This is a genomic window from Micromonospora sp. CNZ297, assembly GCF_007827625.1.
Genome location: NZ_VISU01000050.1, coordinates 1 through 17,658, shown reverse-complemented (window position 1 = coordinate 17,658; position 17,658 = coordinate 1). Strand labels below are relative to the sequence as shown.

Sequence of the window (17,658 nt, the reverse complement as noted above, 5' to 3'; positions counted from 1 at the left end):
TCCTCCGTTGTCCCTCATCACAACGACCTTTATTCTCTATCCTTAATAATTGATATTTCTTCGCGGGGGGGGGGGGGGGGTTTGTTGGTGGGGGGGGGGGGGGGGGGCGCCCCCCCCCCCCCCCACCCCTCCGTCGTGCTTCCGGCGTACCGGTCAGCGGCGCTCCACCTCACCGGCGCCCGAACGCTGGGCCGGCACCGACGGATCGTCGGACCGCCAGTTCGTCGACGCCGGCGGGATCTCGTCGTCGAGCGGGCCACCCACGGGCTCCTGGTCCACGCGGGTGGGCGTCGGGTCGGAGGTCGGCGCGTCCGCGCGGTGCCGGGCGCTGCCGTCACCCTTGGGCCGGGTCACCAGCCACACGCCCGCGATCAGGGCGATCAGGCCGAGCACGCCGGCGATGATCGGACCCCAGACACTGATCAGGCCGATCTTGAAACGGTTGTCCTTCACCGTCTCGACGCTGCGGCTGATCGTGGCGTCGTTGTAGTTGAAGTCCGCGTCCAGCAGCACGGTCGGGGCGCCGGTGTCCGGGCGCAGCTCCTTGTACTGCTGCTCGCGGACCTTGACATAGGCGCCGGTCACCGGGTCGACCCAGAGCGTACGGGTGTTGCTGTAGACGACCTGGCCGCTGGTCGCGCCGGGCGCGAACTTGCCCAGCAGCGTCTTGACGCTGTCCTCCGGGGTGTTCAGCGGCTCGTTCTCGATCCGCTGCTCGAAGCGGTACGTCTCGACGCCCTTGATCTTCTCCGTGCCGGTGAACCGCGCCGGGGCCGTCTTCTTCAGGTCACGGTCGAACACCTGGTAGTCACGCTTGCCGGTGCCGAACGGGAACTTGTAGATCTGGCCGGAGTAGCGCACGTTGCCGACCGGGGTCTGCTGCGCGCCGGACTCGTTGAGCCACTGCTCGTCCCACGGCGCCGCCGCGCCGGAGATCCGGTACAGCGCCAGCTCGGTGCTGTACTGGCTGATCACATCCTGGTTGTCGCCGCGCTTGACCGTCTGGAAGACGTTCCAGATGACCGCGTCGCCCTTCAGCTCCTTGGGCAAGCGGTCCTTCGTGTCCTCCGGCTGCGGGATGACCTCGACGCTGGACACGAGGTCGGCCTGCGGCACGTCGATGCTCACGCCGCCGGCTTCGGACTTGATCTGTAGGAACTTCGCGCCCTTCGCCTCCGCGACGGACGTCGTTGGTTCCAGGTCATAGGGCAGCTTGGTCACGGCGGGGGCCACGTAGAACGGCAGCCCGGCCGCGAAGACCAGCAACAAGACACCTAGCCCGAAGAGCGCGGCGCCCACGCGAAGCTTCACTCATCCTCCTGTAACCTGCCGCCCTACGGTCTGTCGTCCGGGGCACCCGATCCTTAGCATTGGCGGGAGGTTACTCCCCAGTCACCTGCAAAAGCGACCCCCTGGATGTCCAGATGTCCACAGCCACCACGCCAACAATCCCGGAGCCACCGGTAACGGGCCGTCTTCCCGCCCTCGACGCGCTGCGAGCGATAGGCGCGGTGGCGGTCGTCGGCCACCACGTCGGCTTCCAGACCGCCGTCACCATGAACACCACGTGGGGCGGCTGGTTGGCGCGCCTGGACGTGGGCGTGGCGATCTTCTTCGTGCTCTCCGGCTTCCTGCTGTTCCGCCCGTGGGCGCTCACCGTCGCCACCGGGCGCCCACGGCCCCGCGCCAAGCGGTACTTCTGGCGCCGGGCGCTGCGGATCCTGCCCGCGTACTGGCTGGCGGTGGTGGTCTGTTTCGTCGTCCTGCCCGGCAACCACCCGGTGTCGGCCGGTGACTGGCTGCGCCACCTCACGCTCACCCAGATCTACGGCCCGGGCCAGCTCCGCCACGGGCTCAGCCAGACCTGGAGCCTCGCCACCGAGGTCGTCTTCTACCTGCTCCTGCCGCTGCTCGCGGTGCTCGCCGTGGGCCGGACCTGGCGTCCCGTCCGCACCGTCCTGCTCGCCTCCTCCGGCGCGCTGCTGACCGTCGCGTGGATCGCCATGATGGGCGCCGGCTGGCTCGACGGCGCGCTGCACACCATGTGGTTCCCCTCGTACGGCGCCTGGTTCGGCGGTGGCATGGCGCTGGCCGCGGCGCACGTGGCCCTGCGTACCGGCACCGCGCCGGCCGCCTTCCGCGTGCTCGACGACCTCGCCTCGGCGCCGCTCGCCTGCTGGGGTGCCGCGGTCGCGGTGATGGCGATCGCGACGACGCCGATCGCCGGCCCGCGCGACCTGACCAGCCCGACCGCCGTCGAGTTCGGCACCAAGATGGCGCTCTACCTCCTGATCGCCGTCCTGATCACGATCCCGGTGGCGTTCGGCGGCCCGACCCGGGCGAAGGAGGTCTTCAGCACCGGGTCGGCGCGGTGGATGGGCCACGTGTCGTACGGGCTGTTCCTGTGGCACCCGCTGGTCATCGAGCTGATCTACCTGCTCGAGGACCGGCCGCTGTTCACCGGCGAGTTCGTCAACGTCTTCGCCCTGACCATGGTCTTCGGACTGATGTACGCCGCGGCCAGCTACTACGGCGTCGAGCGCCCTCTCCAGACGCTCGGCACGCAGAGCCGCCGCCGGCCGACCGGGCGCGGACCGGCGGCGGGAGCACCGGCCGTCCCGGCCACCACGCCGGACGTCCCGGCCACCACGCCGGACGTCGCGGCACCCGCCTAGCGGTCACCAGCCGAACACCGAGCGTCATCCGACGACGCCCGGCGGCTCAACGCCGCCGCTCGGGGCATTGCCGGGCGCAGGCCCAGCCCTTAATGTGACGCGCACCGCTAAATTACTTGAGAGTAGGGTTCGCGTGGAGCGTCGCTTCGGCATGCCCGGACACGTGCTGTTCCTCAACTGGCGAGACACTCGCAACCCCGAGGGCGGCGGTTCCGAGGTGTACGTGGAACGGATCGCCGCCGAGCTGGTGGCGCGCGGATTCCGCGCCACCCTGTTCTGCGCCGCGCACCGCGAGGCTCCCGCCGACGAGGTCAACGACGAGGGCATCCGGTTCGTCCGTCGCGGCGGCCGGCACACCGTCTACCTCTGGGCCGCGCTCTGCTACCTGGCCGGGGCGTTCGGCCTCGGCCCGCTCGCCGCGCGCCGGGGCGGCCGGCCGGACATCCTCGTCGACGTCTGCAACGGCCTGCCGTTCCTCTCCCCGCTCTGGGCCCGGCGTCCGGTGGTCAAGCTGATCCACCACGTGCACCGCGAGCAGTGGCCGGTGGTCCTGCCGCAGTGGGCCGCCCGGTTCGGCTGGTGGGTCGAGTCGTCGCTGGCGGTACGCGTCTACCGGCGCTGCCGGTACGTCACCGTGTCCGAGGCGACCCGGCGCGAACTCGCCACCCTCGGCGTACCGCCGGAGCAGGTCTCGGTGGTCTACAACGGCACGCCGGAGCTGCCCCGCACCGACGCCGGGCGCGCACCGTTCCCGCTGCTCGTGACGCTGAACCGGCTGGTGCCGCACAAGCGGGTGGAGGTGGCGCTGCGGGCGGTCGCGGCGCTCGCCGACGAGCTGCCCCAGCTCCGGCTGGTGGTGGCCGGTCAGGGCTGGTGGGAGTCGCACCTGCGCGAGGTCGCCGACGAGCTGGACATCACCGACCGGGTCGACTTCCGGGGCTTCGTGACGGAGGAGGAGAAGGCCACGCTGCTCGCCTCGGCCTGGGTCGCTCTGACGCCGTCGCTCAAGGAGGGCTGGGGGCTGACGATCGTGGAGGCCGGCGCGGCGGGCACGCCGACAGTGGCGTTCCGGGAGGCGGGCGGCGTCGCGGAGGCGGTGGTCGACGGGCGCACCGGCCTGCTGGCCGACGACATCGACGACTACCTGGCGAAGGTGCGCGCGCTGCTGCACGACGACGAGATGCGTCAGGAGATGGGCGCTCAGGCCCGGCGGCACGCGGCGAACTTCACCTGGCCGGTGGCGGGGGAACGCTTCGCGACCCTGCTGGAGACCGCGGACTCGCCCCGCCGGGTGCAGCGGCGGGGCGACCCGTCCTACCTGTTGCCGTAGACCTCGGGGGCGTACGGGTCCTGCTTCCCGGCCCGCTTGGCCGCCTCCGAGGCGTTACGCGCCTCGGTTGCGGCCTCCTCCGCCGTGGCGGTCGCGGCGGCGGAGAGCCCGCCGAGGGCCAGGACCCCGAGCAACGCCGCCACCAGGCCGGACACGACAAGGGTTAGAGCTCTACGCATGCCATTCCTCCAGTGGTGAGACGTGCGAGCGGACGTTACCACGCAGTAGCTCGCCGGCGTAGGGTCGAAAAGGCGGCAGCCATGACCACCAGAACGGCAGTTCCGCACGCGAGCACGACAAGCCAGCGACCGGATCCGGCCCGCTGCGGCGAGCCCGACGCGGCCGGGTTCCGGTAGAGGCTCAGCGACTCCCCCTCGTACCGGAGGTCGAGACCGGCCAGGACGGCCGGGTCCACTGTGCTCGGCGTACCGTGCTGCACCACCACCCAGCGCACGCCGGTGGCCGAGACCGGCCGTCCCTCGGCGAGCACCCGGCGTACCTCGCGCAGGCGCGGATTCTCGCCCGCCACCGCGACGTCGTCGACCACGAGCGTGTCGTCGGTGAGCACGGTTCCCGGCAGGTAGCGGGGCGCCGGGTCCAGCACCACCCGGCCCGGGTTCCACGGATAGGCCCGGTAGGTGGTCAGCGGCAGGGCGAGGATCTCACCCGGGTCGTCCGGCAGGCGCTCGGCGACCGCCTGCCAGTCCGCCGGGTAGCGCACCGGGCTGATCCGGCCGGCCCCGCCGAACGCCAGGTCCGGCATCGCGGCCAACGGCAGGAGCAGCAGCCCGGCCAGCACGATCCCGCCGACCTCCCGGTCGATCCGGGCCACCAGCCGCTCGGCGCCGAGCGCCGCGCACACCACCAGCACGAGGGCGTACGGCGCGAGGAACTTCTGCCCGTCGCGGAGCAGTCCCGCGCCCGGCACGTGCGCCACCGCCCAGCTCAGCGCCGTGTTCCCGCCGGGCAGCACGGCGAGGGCGGCCAGCAGGTACGCGCCGCCGGCCAGCACGCCCAGCCGTACCGCCGCGCCCGCCGGCAGCCGGCGCCGCAGCAGGCCGGCGCCGACCACGGCCAGGACCACGAGCACCAGGGTCGCCAGCGGGGCCGGCGTGCCGGACCGGCTGGACGGGGTGGCCTGCACGTTCCAGATGCCGCCGGTGCCCGCGAGCGCCACCAGCGGGCCGGCCCAGTTCTCGGCGCGCGCCGCGAACGCCGCCACACCCGCCGGGTCGGACGTGCCGCCCGCGCCGGTCACCAGGGCCGCCACGATCCACGGTGCGTTGAGCAGCGCGACACCGCCCACCGCGACCGCGGACAGCCGGAGCCGGGCCCGATCCGCCGCCAGCACCAGCACCGTCGCCAGGGCGATCAGGCCGCCGGTCGGGGTGATCGCGGCGGGCGCGGCGAGCAGCACCACCCGGGCGAGCGCGCCGTCGCGGCCCGCCCGCAGGTCCAGCGCCGCCCGCACCAGCCAGGGCAGTGCGGCGTACGCCAGCAGCAGCCCCCACTGCCCGATCAGCAGCCGCTCGGCCAGGTACGGCGTCCACGCGTACGCCACGGCGGCGACGAGTTGCACCGCACGCCGCTCGGTCGGCACCAGCCGTCCGGCGCCCACGGCGGCGAACAGGACCGCACCGGCCAGCGCCACCCGCTGCACCACCCAGCCCGGCACGAGCTGGGTCACCAGCGAGACCAGCGCGTCCATCGGCACCGCCCGGGGCAGGCTCTGCGCCGGGGCCACCAGATCCCAGCTCAGCGGCTGCCGGGGGACGAACACCATGTCGTACCGCAGCGCGTAGCCCGGCGCCGCGAGCGGGGCCAGGATCAACGCGGTGACGACGACCGCCACGAGGTACAGCGGCAGCGCCTCCCGCCACCGCCGGACCGCGGGGCCGCCGCCCTCGGCGGGACGTCCGGTCATTACGGCTTCGGCACCGCCCGGCCGATGGTGATCAGGTTGGTGCACAACCTGACTCCGGGCGTGTTCACGGTCAGCTCGACGGCGGACCCGGCACCCTCCACCATGAAGAACACGTCGTTCAGCCCGCTCTTGAGCGTGATCTCGCGGGTGGCGTCGCCGAGCTTGAACACCGCCGTCGAGTCACCGGAGCTGACGTAGCCGAAGTGCACCACGTACGGCCACTCGACCAGGTAGCCGTCCATCGGGATCCGGGTGGTCCGGCCACCCTCGGCCAGGTGCCCGCAGCCCTCCACGGTGCCGGGCGCGACCTTGCGTCCCTCGACCACCACCGGACGGATCCGGCCGTTCTCGTCGAACGTCGACGGCTTCTCGCTCATCGTCACGAACGTCGGCCGGCGCTCCGCCGGACGGAAGAAGTGGGACTGGAGGTTGTCCGGCCAGAAGTACCCGGCCACCACCCGGTCCGGCACGATCGTGTCGAAGAAGACGGTGCCCGGCGGCGCGGCGGCCAGCTCGGCCTGCGTGGTGGCCAGGTAGTCCCGCCCGTGCTTGGTGCTCCAGTTGTCGCCGAACCGCGCGGTGCTCCACAGCGTGCCCACGCCGATGGTCGCCAGCAGCACCACCATCGAGACCAGGCCGACGGCGAAGGCGCCCGGCTCCCGCAGCACAGTCGGCAGCGGCCACGCGGACACGTCGTCCTCGTCGTTGTCCTTCATCCCGAGCAGCGCCACCCCGACGCAGATCGCGGCCACCAGCACCACGTCCGCGACGTACCGGGGGACGACGCCGACCAGCGGCCCGAGCGGCCCGCCGAGCCGGGTCACCGCGAACAGCGCCGCGACCAGGCCGAGGTAGCAGGCGAGCAGCAGCCAGGCCCGCCCGGCGGACGGCCGCCGCCGCACCGTGACCACGATCAGCGCCGCGAGCACCGCCCAGGACAGCCACTTCGCGATGTCGTACGGGTCGGACAGCGGCGGCCCGTCACCGGCGTACGTCCAGCGCCACGGCCCGCCCAGCAGGCCCGGCACCACCGTGTCGCCGATCAGGTCGCCGAGGAAGGAGAAGACCTGCCCGACCGAGGTCGGCTCGTCCAGCCCCCGGGCCGGGCGGGTCAGGTAGTACGCCAGGTACGCCCCGGACAGCACGGTGAGCATCAGCCACGCCGGCCAGAACCGCACGACGGTGGTCACCAGGCTGCGCCACGCGCGGCCCTTGGTGAACAGGAACGCGGTCAGCAGGAACAGCAGCGGCACGATGAGCAGCGCCTTGGTGTCGAAGAGCAGGCCGAACACCAGCCAGAACGCGACCAGGACGAGGTGCCGCCTACGGCCGGTGCGCACGTACCGGACCTGGGCCGCCACCGCGAGGACCAGGGCGAGCTGCGGCGGCAGAACGAGCAGCCCGACCAGCCACAGCGACGACACCTCGAGCGTCAGCGGGCTGAACAGGAACAGGCTCAGCGGGACCAGCAGCCCCCAGCCGGGCCGCAGCAGATCACGGAGCAGCCGGTAGAGGGCGATCCCCACCGCCGCCTGCCCGGCCGCCAGCAGCAGGATCCACGGCCAGCCGGCGAAACCGGCCGCCCGGACCATCAGCCACGCGACCGCCAGCCCGGCCGGCATGAGGTGGTTGTTGAACGTGCCCAGCAGGTAGTCCGGGTCCAGCCGGGTGTCGAGCACCTGCGCGGCGATGACGAACTCGTCCTGCGAGAACCAGCCACGGGCGGCCAGCCCGGCGCGCGACGCGACGGACACGACGATGAGAGCGATCGCGACCGCGCGGACGCGGTCGGCGGCAATCCAGCGACCGATCGGTCCGGGTCCGTCGTCCTCCGCGCCGACGGCTGCCGGATGCGTCTCGGCCGCTGCTTGTGGCATTGACATGGTCGGCAGCCTGCCACACGCTTACACGCCGTGGGGACGGCCGTTCTCCTGATAACGCCCTGCCGCGCCCCCAGGTCGCCACTGCGCGTCCGGTCCGGATAACGTCGCGCGACACGCGTCATGTTGCAGGTGCGCGTACGGCCGGCGGAGACGGGAGCCGAAAATGCGTGCGGACGGGACGACAACGTCGCCGACGGGGACGGACACCCCCGCCCGGGAGACCGGCCGTGCCCGGCAGACGGCGCGACGGTTCCGGCACCTGACGATCTGCCTCGCGCTCACCGCCCTCGCCTTCCAGCAGGCCCCCGGGCAGGTCGTACCGGACACGAAGGTCGACCTCAACGTCAATCCGGCCGGGTGGCTGCTGCGCTCGCTGCACCTGTGGGATCCCACCGGCACGTTCGGCCAGCTCCAGAACCAGGCGTACGGATATCTCTGGCCGATGGGCCCGTTCTTCCTGCTCGGGACGGAACTGGGCATCGCGCCGTGGATCGTCCAGCGGCTCTGGTGGGCGCTGCTGTTCTGCGTCGCGTACCTCGGTGTGGTGCGGCTGGCGGGCCGGCTCGGCATCGGCAGCCCCGCCGGCCGGATGATCGCCGGTGTCGCGTTCGCGCTGTCCCCGCGCATCCTGACCCAGCTCGGCTGGTCGTCGGTGGAGTCCTGGCCCAGCGCCGTCGCGCCGTGGGTGCTCATCCCGCTCGTGGGACTCGCCCGGGGCGCCCGGCTGCGCCGCGCGGTCGCCGGGTCGGCGGTCGCCGTCGCCTGCGCGGGCGGCGTCAACGCCACAGCCGTCGCCGCCGTGGTGCCGCTCGCCCTGCTCTGGCTCGCCACGCTCCGGCCCCTGCGCCGCCGCGTCACCGCCCTCGCGGCCTGGTGCGGCGCGGTCGCCCTGGCCACCGCGTGGTGGCTGATCCCGCTGCTGGTCCTCGGCCGGTACAGCCCGCCGTTCCTGGACTACATCGAGACCGCCCGCAACACCACCAGCGTCACCGACGCGGTCACGACGCTGCGCGGCGCCTCCTACTGGGTCGCGTACCTGGCGTCCCCGTTCGGCGCGAACATCCCGGCCGGTGCCCGGCTGGCCAACGACACGCTGCTCGTGGCGGCCACCCTGGCGGTGGCCGCGCTCGGGGTGCTCGGCCTGTCCCGGCGCGGGATGCCGCACCGCCGGTTCCTCATCACCGGTCTGCTGCTCGGCGTCGCGCTCGTCGGTCTCGGGCACACCGGCGACCTGCCGAACATCCTCGCCGGGCCGCAGCAGCAGTTCCTCGACGGCATCGGCGCCCCGCTGCGCAACGTGCACAAGTTCGACGTGCTGCTGCGCCTGCCGCTGGCGCTCGGCCTGGCGCACCTGGTCAGCCTCGCCGTACGCGCGGCCCGGACCGCGCCCGAGCAGCGCCGTGGCCGCGCCACGGCCCGGGCCTGGCTCACCGCCGGCACGGCGATGGTCGCGGTCGCGGGCGTCGCCTCACCGGCGCTCGCCGGTGGCCTCGCCACGCCGGGCGCGGTGAAGGACGTGCCGGGCTACTGGCACGAGGCCACCGACTGGCTGGACGCGAACACCGGACGCGGGCGGGTCCTCGTCGTCCCCGGCGCGCGCTTCCCCGCGTACGACTGGGGCAGCACCACCGACGAGATCGCCCAGCCGCTGCTGGACAGCCGGTGGGCGGTCCGCAACGCCATCCCGTTCACCCCGCCCGCCACGATCCGGCTGCTGGACGCGATCGAGTCGACGCTCGCCACCGGCGCCGGTTCGGCGGGCCTGGCCGACCTGCTCGCCCGCTCCGGGATCAGCCACGTCCTGTTCCGCGCCGACCTCGACCACGGCCGCTCGGACACGGCCCGCCCCGCGGTCGTCCGGCAGGCGCTGGAACGCTCGCCCGGCCTGACCCGCGTGGTGTCCTTCGGCCCGGTACGCGGCGGCTCCGACGCCCCTGACGAGTTCCGCGACCAGGGCCTGGACGTGCCCGGACGGGCACTTGAGGTGTACCGGGTGGACCGGCCCGTCCAGCCGGTGGTCGCGTACGACCGTGACGACGTGACCACTGTCGTCGGCGGTCCCGAGTCGCTGCTCGACCTGGCCGCCTCGGGCCAGCTCGGCGCCGCGCCCACGATCCTGGCCGGCGACGCGAAGGCCGGTGAGACCACCGGGCGGGTCGTGATGACCGACGGGCTGCGGAGGCGCGACGTCTCGTTCGGCCGGCTGCGCGACAACTCCTCCCAGACGCTCACCGCCGACGACACCTTCGCGGTGTCCGCGCCCGCGCACGACTACCTGCCCGACTGGGGACCGGAGTGGTCGACTGTCGCGCGTTTCGAGGGCATCAGCGGGATCCGCGCCTCCACCGCCCGCTCCCAGATCGACGCGACCGGCGGCACCCGGCCCGAATACCAGCCGTACGCGGCGATGGACGGGAACACCGCCACGTCCTGGCGGTCGGCGCCGCACTCACGCAGCGACAGGCAGTGGATCGAGGTGAACCTCGCGAACCCGACCCGGGTCACCCGGGTGGAGGTGTGGTTCGACCTGAAGGCCGACGCCCTGCCCACCACAGTCACCGTGACCGCCGGATACGAGAGCCGCACCGTCGAGCAGTTCGGTGACCACATGGTCTTCGAGCTGCCCGGCGTGCACGCCACCCGCAAGGTCGAGGTCTCCGTGGACGCCGCGTTCGACCTGCGCCCGTTCGGCGACAAGACGGTCGGCATCACCGAGATCAAGATCCCAGGTGTCCAGACCAGCCGGACCCTCCAACTGCCCGCCGCTCCCGCCACCGACCAGCCCGCCGGCGTGGTCGTGTCGGCGGCCCCGTCCACGCCCGCCTGCTTCACCGTCGACGGCCGCCCGCGCTGCTCCACCGACGCGATCCGCGGCTCGGAGGACGCCTCCACCATCGACCGCACCTTGACACTGCCGGTGGCCGGGACGTACGACGCGAAGCTGTGGGCGCGGCCGACGCCCGGCCCGGAGCTGAACGCCGCTCTGGACAAGCTGGTCGCCGACGCTCAGCCGTTGCGCCTCGCGCCGCAGGTCACCGCGTCCTCGACGGCGGTGCCCGACCCGGCCGGCCGGCCCGGCGCGGTCCTCGACGGCGACCCCGCCACGAGCTGGTCACCGGCGCTGAACGACGAGGCGCCGATCCTGCGCCTCACCTGGCTCGAACCGCAGGTCATCAGCCGGATCCGGTTCACCGTCGAGGAGGGGACCGCCGCCACCCGGATCGGCAGCGTCCGGGTGGTCGGCAACGACGGGTTCCGCAGCAACCTGCTCACCAACGACGGCGTGCTCACGCTCGACCCGCCGATGCGGACCGACTCGATCACCATCCAGTTCCTCGACAAGCCGTCCGCCACCAGCACCGACCCGTACGGCCTGCGGCTGCCCGAGCCGCTGCCCATCGCTGTCGGCGAGGTGACGGTGCTGCCCCTCGGCACCACTGTCGCACCCCGCCCGGAGACGCCGCTGAAGCTGGCCTGCGGGTCCGGCCCGACGCTCCAGGTCGGCTCGTCCCGGATCACCACCACGCTCACCGGCACCGTCCGCGACCTGCTGGAGCTGCGCGAGATGCCGGTCACCGCCTGCGGCCGGACCACACCCAAGCAGCTCGACCTGGGTAGCGGGGAGCACCGCCTCGTCACCACCGCGAGCACGCTCGCCACCGCCACCCGCGTCGCGCTGACGCCACGGACCGCGACGCCCGCCGCGGAGGCCACCGCCGGCGACATCGAGGTGGGTTCCTGGTCGGCCACCGAGCGGCGGGTACGGGTGTCCGAGCACTCCGTCGACCGGGTGCTCGCGGTCCGGGAGAACACCAACACCGGCTGGCAGGCGACCGTCGGCGGCACGACGCTCACCCCGCTCGTGGTGGACGGCTGGCAGCAGGGCTGGATCCTGCCCGCCGGTGTCTCCGGGGACGTGGTGCTGCGCTTCACGCCGGACACCCCGTACCGGATGGGTCTGCTGCTCGGCGGCGTCCTGCTGGCGGTGGTGGTGCTGCTCGCGGTGCTGCCCGATCGCCGGCCCGCCGGGGATCGCGCGGTCGTCGTCGCACCGGCGGCCCGGCGACGGCTCACCCGCTCGCTGCCGCTGCTCGCAGTCGGCGCCGCCGCGCTCGTGCTCCACAGCGGTCTGCTCGGCGCCCTGCTGGTCGCGGCGGGCTTCATGCTCGCCGTACCCGGGCCGCGTCGCCTGCCCTGGACCAGCGACCCCCGGCGGGTCAGGAGGATCGCCCGGGCGGCCGAGACGTGGCTCCCCGGCGCGCTCGTGGCGCTGGCCGGGTGGGTCTATCTGGAATCGGGCGACCGGCACACCGACGTGCTGCCGCAACTCCTGACGGTCGCCGCCCTGGGCGCGCTCTGGCTCTCCACGACCGCCCGCCGGCGGCCCGTACGCCGGATCAGGCCCGCTTCGGCGGCGGCCCCGGCCGTGCCGGCCCCCCGGACGCCGGAGCCGGCCGCGCAGCCGACGCCCGTCCCCGCCCTCGCCGCCGCGGCCGTCGCCGCTCCCGCCGCCCTCGCCGGTCCAGGCGCGGGTCCGGGCCGATGGCCGGACCTCGACGTCGAGCCGGGTCCGGACCGGGACGCGGACCGCGACGCCGGGCCGGGCGCGGCGCACGACGCCGGGCCGGGTCGGGACCGGGACGCGGACCGAGGGCCGGACGGCGAGGCCGAACCGGATACGAACCTGGACGGTCGCGCCGAGCCCGACTCGGACGGGCGGCCGGGACCGGACGTCGCGCCGGGGCCGGAGGACGGCCCGGCGTCCCGCGTCTCGGAGATCACGTGAGCGAGGGCCGGCCGGGCCCGCAGCCGGCGGACGGCCGGAGGACCGGGCTGGGAGCGGCGGGCGTCGCCGTCACGCTCGCCGGAGTGCTGGTCAACGGCCTGGCCTACCTGGTGCCGGTGCTCGCCGCCCGGAAGCTCGACGCGGACGACCTCGGCGCGCTCGCCACCGCCCTCGGCCTCGTGGCCATCGCCGGGGTGCCGGGGCTCGGCCTGCAACTCGCGGTCGCCGTGCACCACGCCCGGCACGGCGCGTCCGACACCCGGCGGCTCACCGTGCTGACCGCCGCCCTCTGCGCGGGGGCGCTGCTGGTGGCGACGCCGGTGCTCGTCGCTGCGCTGGACCTGCCGGCGGTGGTACCGGCGCTGCTGGCCGTCACCACGGCCTCGGTGGTGCTCTCGTCGCGCTCGCTCGGCGAACTGCAGGGCGGTCAGCGCTTCCTGCGGCTCGCCGCCGCGATGGCGCTGCTGGCCGCCGCGCGCTACGGCGGGGTGATCGTGGGGCTGCTGCTCGGTGCGGGCCTGACCGGCGCGCTCGCGATCGGTGCGCTCACCGCCGCGCTGGCGCCACCGGCGCTGGCCTGGCTCACCGGTACGCCCCGACGTCCCTCGGCCGCCCCGCGCCTGACCGTCGCCCAGGTGACCGCCGGGTGCGGGGCGACGCTGGCGATGCTCGTCGTCTCCTACGCCGATCTGCTCCTGGCCCGGCAACTGCTGCCGCCGTCGGGCTCCGGGGCGTACTCGGTGGGGACGGTCCTGACCAAGGGCGCGCTCTGGGCGCCGCAGGTCGCCGCCGTCCTCGCCCTGCCACGCCTGGCCCGCGGGGACCGCCGCAGCCGCACGGTCGCGCTCGCGGTGACGGGTGCCTGCGGCCTGGCCCTGGTGGGCGCGTCGGCGGTTGCCGGCGGGCTGGCCTTCCGGCTCGTCGGCGGACCCGACTACACGGCGCTCGGCCGGTACGCGCCGCTGTTCGCCGCCGTCGGCGCGCTCTACGCGGTGACGTTCGTTCTGCTCAACGACCGTCTCGCCGGAGGCGTCAGGTGGCCGGCCGCACCGCTGTGGCTGGGCACCGGCGCGCTGGTGACCGTTGCCGCGATCGTGCGTCCGCGTACCGTCGGCGGTCTCGTCGTCGCGGCGCTCGCCACGGCCGTGGTCACGACACTGCTGATGGCCGTGCCGGCGACTCGGCGCCCAGCCAGTCACCCAGCAACAGGTGATCGATCGAGTCCACCCGGCCCAGCGACCGACCGGACGCGATCCGCTCCCGCAGCTCCGCCCGGGTGAACCAGCGCGCCTCCAGCAGCTCCACCCCGTCGACGCGGACCTGCTCGGAGGTGGCGACGGCCCGGAAACCCACCATCAGGCCAGCCGGGAACGGCCACGCCTGCGACCCCTGGTAGGTCACGTCGGTGACTGTCACCCCCGCCTCCTCCGCCAGCTCCCGGCGGACCGCGTCCTCCAGGCTCTCACCGACCTCGACGAAGCCGGCGAGCGTCGAGTACGCCCCCTCGGCCGCGCCCGCGTGCCGGGCCAGCAGGCAGCGCCCCGGCGGGCCGGGCGCCTCGACGAGCACGATGACAGCCGGCTCGATCCGGGGGAACAGCAGCCGCCCGCACTCCGCGTCCGCGCAGGTCCGGACGTGTCCGCCGCCACCGGCCACCGCCGCCGCGCCGCACGCGCCGCAGTATCGCTGCTGCCGGTGCCACAGCAGCAACCCCCGGGCGTACGCCTGGACGGCCGCCCCGGCCGGGTCGAGCCGGCCGGCCAGCGCCCGCAGGTCGGCCGCCCGTGTCGCGGCGGCCGCCTCCACGGCGGCCCGCTCGCCCAGCGCGGAGAGGTCGACGGCGAACACCGCGGCGTCCCCGTCGACCCCGAGGAAGACGGTCTCGCCCGCCGCCGCCCGGACGGTCGACGCCCGCTCACCGGTGAGCCGGACCGGGCCGTCCCCGTCGACCAGGCACCGGCCCCGCCACAGCGGCAGCACGACGCTCGCCGGGTCGGTCAGCCGCTCGGCCAGCCAGTCCGCGTCGGCGCGCCGCGCCGCCGCCCGGTCCAGCCATCCGCCGCCGTACGCCGGCACCCGATCCTGTGTCCGCACCAGCTCACCGTGCCACGATCCGCACCGCGGCACCGCCCCGAAACGGGTGATCGGTGCGACACCGGCGGTCAACCGACACGACCGCCGGACCGGACACTCCCGGCGGGCCCGAGCGTTGGTTACCGTAGGTGTCTCCCGCGGGGGAAGCGGTCCCCGCGTGTACTTCCGATCGAGGTTGCAGTGACGATGTACGGCGAGAAGATGCCGGCTGCCGACGACCGTCCCACCATCAAGGTGGCGGCGGTGAGCTGGCCCGGCGTCGAGATGGAGCCGGTCGCCACACCACCCGGAGGCGGCGCGGCCAAGCCGACACGCTCGCGACGGGCCCGGCTGCTGCTGGCCGGAGGGATCGTCGCGGCCGTGCTCGCCGGCGGCGTCGGCCTGGGCGCCTACGCGTACGCCGGTGACGTGCCCCGCGGCACCACGGTGCTCGGCACCGAGCTGGGCGGGCGGAGCCGCGCGGAGGCGGCCCAGGCACTCCGCGCCGAGCTGGAACGCCGGGCCGACAAGTTGGACGCCCCGCTCGCGGTCGCAGTCGGTGAGAACAAGGCCGAGCTGAAGCCGTCCGAGGTGGGGCTCGCCATCGACGTGGACGCGACGGTGGCGGCGGCTGCCGAGGCCGACGCGCACGCGGTGAGCCGGCTCGTCGGCTCCCGGGCGGTCGAGCCGGTGGTGACCGTCGACCAGGCCAAGCTTGGGGCGGCCCTGCGCAAGGTGATGGGCGCGCAGGGGCGTGAGATGACCATGCCGGCGATCATCTGGACCGGGACCACACCGAAGCCGGTCTACCCGAAGCCGGCGCTGACGATCGACACCGATGGCGCCACCTCGGTGGTGAAGGCCGGCTGGCTGGCCGCCGAGCCGGTCACCGTGCCGCTCGTCGAGAAGTGGCCGGCCACCACCCGCGAGGAGGTGGACCGGCTCGTCGCCGAGCTGGCCCGGCCCGCGGTGGCCGCACCGGTCACGCTCACCACCGACGGCGGCTCGGTCACCGTCCCGCCCGCCGCCATCGCCCGGTCGCTGCGCTTCTCCGCCGACGACGCCGGCACGCTCACCCCGAAGGTCGACGTCAAGCGGCTGCGTACCGCACTGGGGGACCGGCTGACGAAGCTCGAGGTCGAGCCGCGGGACGCCGGACTGACCATCAGCGGCGGCAAGCCGAAGGTGCTGCCCAGTAAGCCCGGACGCCAGGTCGACGCCGCCGCGCTCGGCCCGGCGCTGCTCGCGGTGCTGCCGAAGACCGAGGGCCGTACGGTGACCGCCGAGCTGAAGCCGGCCGCCCCCGAGCTGACCGAGGCGGAGCTGGCGAAGCTCGGCATCAAGGAGCGGGTGTCGACGTTCACCACCCAATTCACCGGCGGCCTCTCGTCGCCGCGCAGCCAGAACATCGTCCGTGCGGCGAAGGACGTCGACGGCGCGCTGGTGAAGCCGGGCGAGACGTTCTCGCTCAACGGGCACACCGGCGAACGCGGCTACGACCAGGGATACAAGGACGCGCCGACGATCGTCGGCGGAAAGCTGGTGCCGGGCGTCGGCGGCGGTGTCTCCCAGTTCACCACCACGCTGTTCAACGCCACCTACTACGCCGGGCTGGAGGACGTCGAGCACAAGCCGCACTCGTTCTACTTCAGCCGATACCCGGCGGTGATCGAGTCGACCATCTACTGGCCTCAGCTCGACTTCAAGTTCCGCAACAACACGCCGTACGGCGTCCTGATCGACACGTCGTACACGTCCAACTCGATCACCGTCTCGATCTGGAGCACCAAGATCTACGACAGCGTGAAGACCGAGTACGGCCCGCGCCGCAACATCACCCAGCCGAAGACGGTCTACCTGACGCCGGGTCCGACCTGCATCGCCGCCGCCGGCGCTGTCGGGTTCGCCCAGGACGCGTTCCGGGTCATCAAGAAGGACGGCAAGGTGTTCAAGCGGGAGAAGTTCAGCTGGCGCTACGACGCCGAGCCGCGGTTCATCTGCGCCCCGAAGCCGGGCGACGACTGATCCACGAGACGCAGAAAGGCCCCGCCGGACGTATCCGGCGGGGCCTTTCCCATAATTCTCACGGCCGTGCCGCGGCCAGCCCTTCGCGTACGCCGTCGGCGTCCCGGTCGGTGCCGTAGACGGGCGTGTCCGGCTGCTGCCGCCAGCTCTCGTCCAGGGTGCCCGCGTCGACCGGGTCGAAGCCCAGCTCGTCCACCAGCTCCATCACGATCCGCTTGGCGTCCGCGTCGTCACCGGCCACCGGCAACGCGATCCGGCCCACCGTACCCGCCGGCTTGCCCTCGTCCATCAGGTGCGCGGCCTGGATGTTGTTGAAGACCTTCACCACCCGGGCGCCCTTGAGGTGATCGGCGGTCCAGCGGCTGGAGCTGAGACTGCGGTCCAGCAGCTCGGGGATGTCCCCGTCCCGCTGGGGGTAGTAGTTGTCGGCGTCGACCACCAGCTTGCCGTCGAAGAGCGCCGCGGGGAGCTGCGGCACCGCCTTCAGCGGGATCGCGATGACCACCAGCTCGGCGCCCTGCACGGCCTCCTCCACCGACACCGCCCGGGCGCCGGTCTCGGCGGCGAGGTCGGTCAGGCTCTGCGGCCCGCGGGAGTTGGCCACCGCGACGTCGTGACCGAGTGAACGCAGACGACGGGTGAGGGTGCCCCCGATGTGCCCCGACCCGATGATTCCGATCTCCATGCCCACTCCTGTACCCCGTGCGGTCGGACCCGATCACGGTCCCGGCGTACGACACGTCACGTTTCGCGCCGCCCAGCCGGCGGGCGATCGTGCGTCGACGGTCCCGGCTCGACGGTACGAGACCGAGGCGGTCCGTCGTGGTGTTTTCCGGGGGGCAACGCAATTCAGGGCCACCCCGTGTAGGGGTGGCCCTGAATTGGAAGATTGTCCGGCGGTGTCCTACTCTCCCACACCCTCCCGAGTGCAGTACCATCGGCGCTGGAGGGCTTAGCTTCCG

Annotated in this window: 10 protein-coding genes, 1 rRNA gene and 1 pseudogene; 5 read left to right on the top strand and 7 right to left on the bottom strand. The window is 73.6% G+C overall.

The window, feature by feature from the left end:
* Window positions 1-153: 153 nt before the first annotated feature.
* Complete coding sequence (pgfA, locus tag FB454_RS34255; RefSeq protein WP_013289073.1) at window positions 154-1,311, bottom strand: cell envelope lipid trafficking protein PgfA; 1,158 nt, start codon at window positions 1,309-1,311, stop codon at window positions 154-156.
* A gap of 113 nt (window positions 1,312-1,424) precedes the next feature.
* Here pgfA and FB454_RS34250 point away from each other — a divergent pair, with 113 nt between their 5' ends.
* Window positions 1,425-2,675, top strand: coding sequence for an acyltransferase family protein (locus tag FB454_RS34250; RefSeq protein ID WP_091330609.1), 1,251 nt, complete (start codon window positions 1,425-1,427; stop codon window positions 2,673-2,675).
* 151 nt (window positions 2,676-2,826) lie between these two features.
* A complete protein-coding gene (locus tag FB454_RS34245; protein ID WP_145824232.1) occupies window positions 2,827-4,005 on the top strand; it encodes a glycosyltransferase family 4 protein in 1,179 nt (392 codons plus the stop codon).
* Here FB454_RS34245 and FB454_RS34240 read toward each other — a convergent pair.
* The 3 genes from FB454_RS34240 to FB454_RS34230 are packed head-to-tail and all read right to left on the bottom strand — an operon-like array spanning window position 3,990 to window position 7,806.
* Entirely contained in the window at window positions 3,990-4,184 is a 195-nt protein-coding gene (locus FB454_RS34240) for a hypothetical protein (protein ID WP_013289076.1), read from the bottom strand. The genes FB454_RS34245 and FB454_RS34240 overlap by 16 nt on opposite strands.
* Window positions 4,185-4,219: 35 nt before the next feature.
* The gene (locus tag FB454_RS34235) at window positions 4,220-5,929 is read right to left on the bottom strand and encodes an MmpA family trehalose lipid delivery protein (RefSeq protein ID WP_013289077.1); all 1,710 of its coding nucleotides are present in this window, start codon (window positions 5,927-5,929) and stop codon (window positions 4,220-4,222) included.
* Window positions 5,929-7,806: a hypothetical protein gene (locus FB454_RS34230; RefSeq protein WP_369752259.1), complete on the bottom strand. Its 1,878-nt coding sequence runs from the start codon at window positions 7,804-7,806 to the stop codon at window positions 5,929-5,931. The genes FB454_RS34235 and FB454_RS34230 overlap by 1 nt, the downstream gene beginning before the upstream one ends.
* A gap of 169 nt (window positions 7,807-7,975) precedes the next feature.
* On the opposite strand from FB454_RS34230, the gene FB454_RS34225 reads away from it, so the two are divergent.
* The gene (locus FB454_RS34225) at window positions 7,976-12,598 is read left to right on the top strand and encodes an alpha-(1->3)-arabinofuranosyltransferase domain-containing protein (RefSeq protein ID WP_145824231.1); all 4,623 of its coding nucleotides are present in this window, start codon (window positions 7,976-7,978) and stop codon (window positions 12,596-12,598) included.
* Complete coding sequence (locus FB454_RS35700; RefSeq protein ID WP_486485501.1) at window positions 12,595-13,878, top strand: lipopolysaccharide biosynthesis protein; 1,284 nt, start codon at window positions 12,595-12,597, stop codon at window positions 13,876-13,878. The genes FB454_RS34225 and FB454_RS35700 overlap by 4 nt, the downstream gene beginning before the upstream one ends.
* A gap of 16 nt (window positions 13,879-13,894) precedes the next feature.
* Here FB454_RS35700 and nudC read toward each other — a convergent pair.
* Window positions 13,895-14,578: pseudogene (nudC, locus tag FB454_RS34220) on the bottom strand (NAD(+) diphosphatase); the annotation flags it as partial.
* 300 nt (window positions 14,579-14,878) lie between these two features.
* Here nudC and FB454_RS34215 point away from each other — a divergent pair.
* Window positions 14,879-16,696 carry a VanW family protein gene (locus tag FB454_RS34215; protein WP_030274941.1) on the top strand — a complete coding sequence of 606 codons (1,818 nt, stop codon included), beginning with the start codon at window positions 14,879-14,881 and terminating at the stop codon, window positions 16,694-16,696.
* Window positions 16,697-16,754: 58 nt separating this feature from the next.
* On the opposite strand, the gene FB454_RS34210 is transcribed toward FB454_RS34215, so the two are convergent.
* Window positions 16,755-17,381, bottom strand: a complete 627-nt coding sequence (locus FB454_RS34210; protein WP_145824229.1) for an NADPH-dependent F420 reductase — start codon at window positions 17,379-17,381, stop codon at window positions 16,755-16,757.
* 206 nt (window positions 17,382-17,587) lie between these two features.
* A 5S ribosomal RNA gene (gene rrf / locus FB454_RS35695) occupies window positions 17,588-17,658 on the bottom strand; the annotation flags it as partial.

Bases quoted from the DNA above. Each gene is read 5' to 3' on its own strand.
- FB454_RS34250 (WP_091330609.1), top strand. From the start codon at position 1,425: ATGTCCACAGCCACCACGCCAACAATCCCGGAGCCACCGGTAACGGGC.
- FB454_RS34245 (WP_145824232.1), top strand. From the start codon at position 2,827: ATGCCCGGACACGTGCTGTTCCTCAACTGGCGAGACACTCGCAACCCC.
- FB454_RS34240 (WP_013289076.1), bottom strand. From the start codon at position 4,184: ATGCGTAGAGCTCTAACCCTTGTCGTGTCCGGCCTGGTGGCGGCGTTG.
- FB454_RS34235 (WP_013289077.1), bottom strand. From the start codon at position 5,929: ATGACCGGACGTCCCGCCGAGGGCGGCGGCCCCGCGGTCCGGCGGTGG.
- FB454_RS34230 (WP_369752259.1), bottom strand. From the start codon at position 7,806: ATGCCACAAGCAGCGGCCGAGACGCATCCGGCAGCCGTCGGCGCGGAG.
- FB454_RS34225 (WP_145824231.1), top strand. From the start codon at position 7,976: ATGCGTGCGGACGGGACGACAACGTCGCCGACGGGGACGGACACCCCC.
- FB454_RS34215 (WP_030274941.1), top strand. From the start codon at position 14,879: ATGTACGGCGAGAAGATGCCGGCTGCCGACGACCGTCCCACCATCAAG.
- FB454_RS34210 (WP_145824229.1), bottom strand. From the start codon at position 17,381: ATGGAGATCGGAATCATCGGGTCGGGGCACATCGGGGGCACCCTCACC.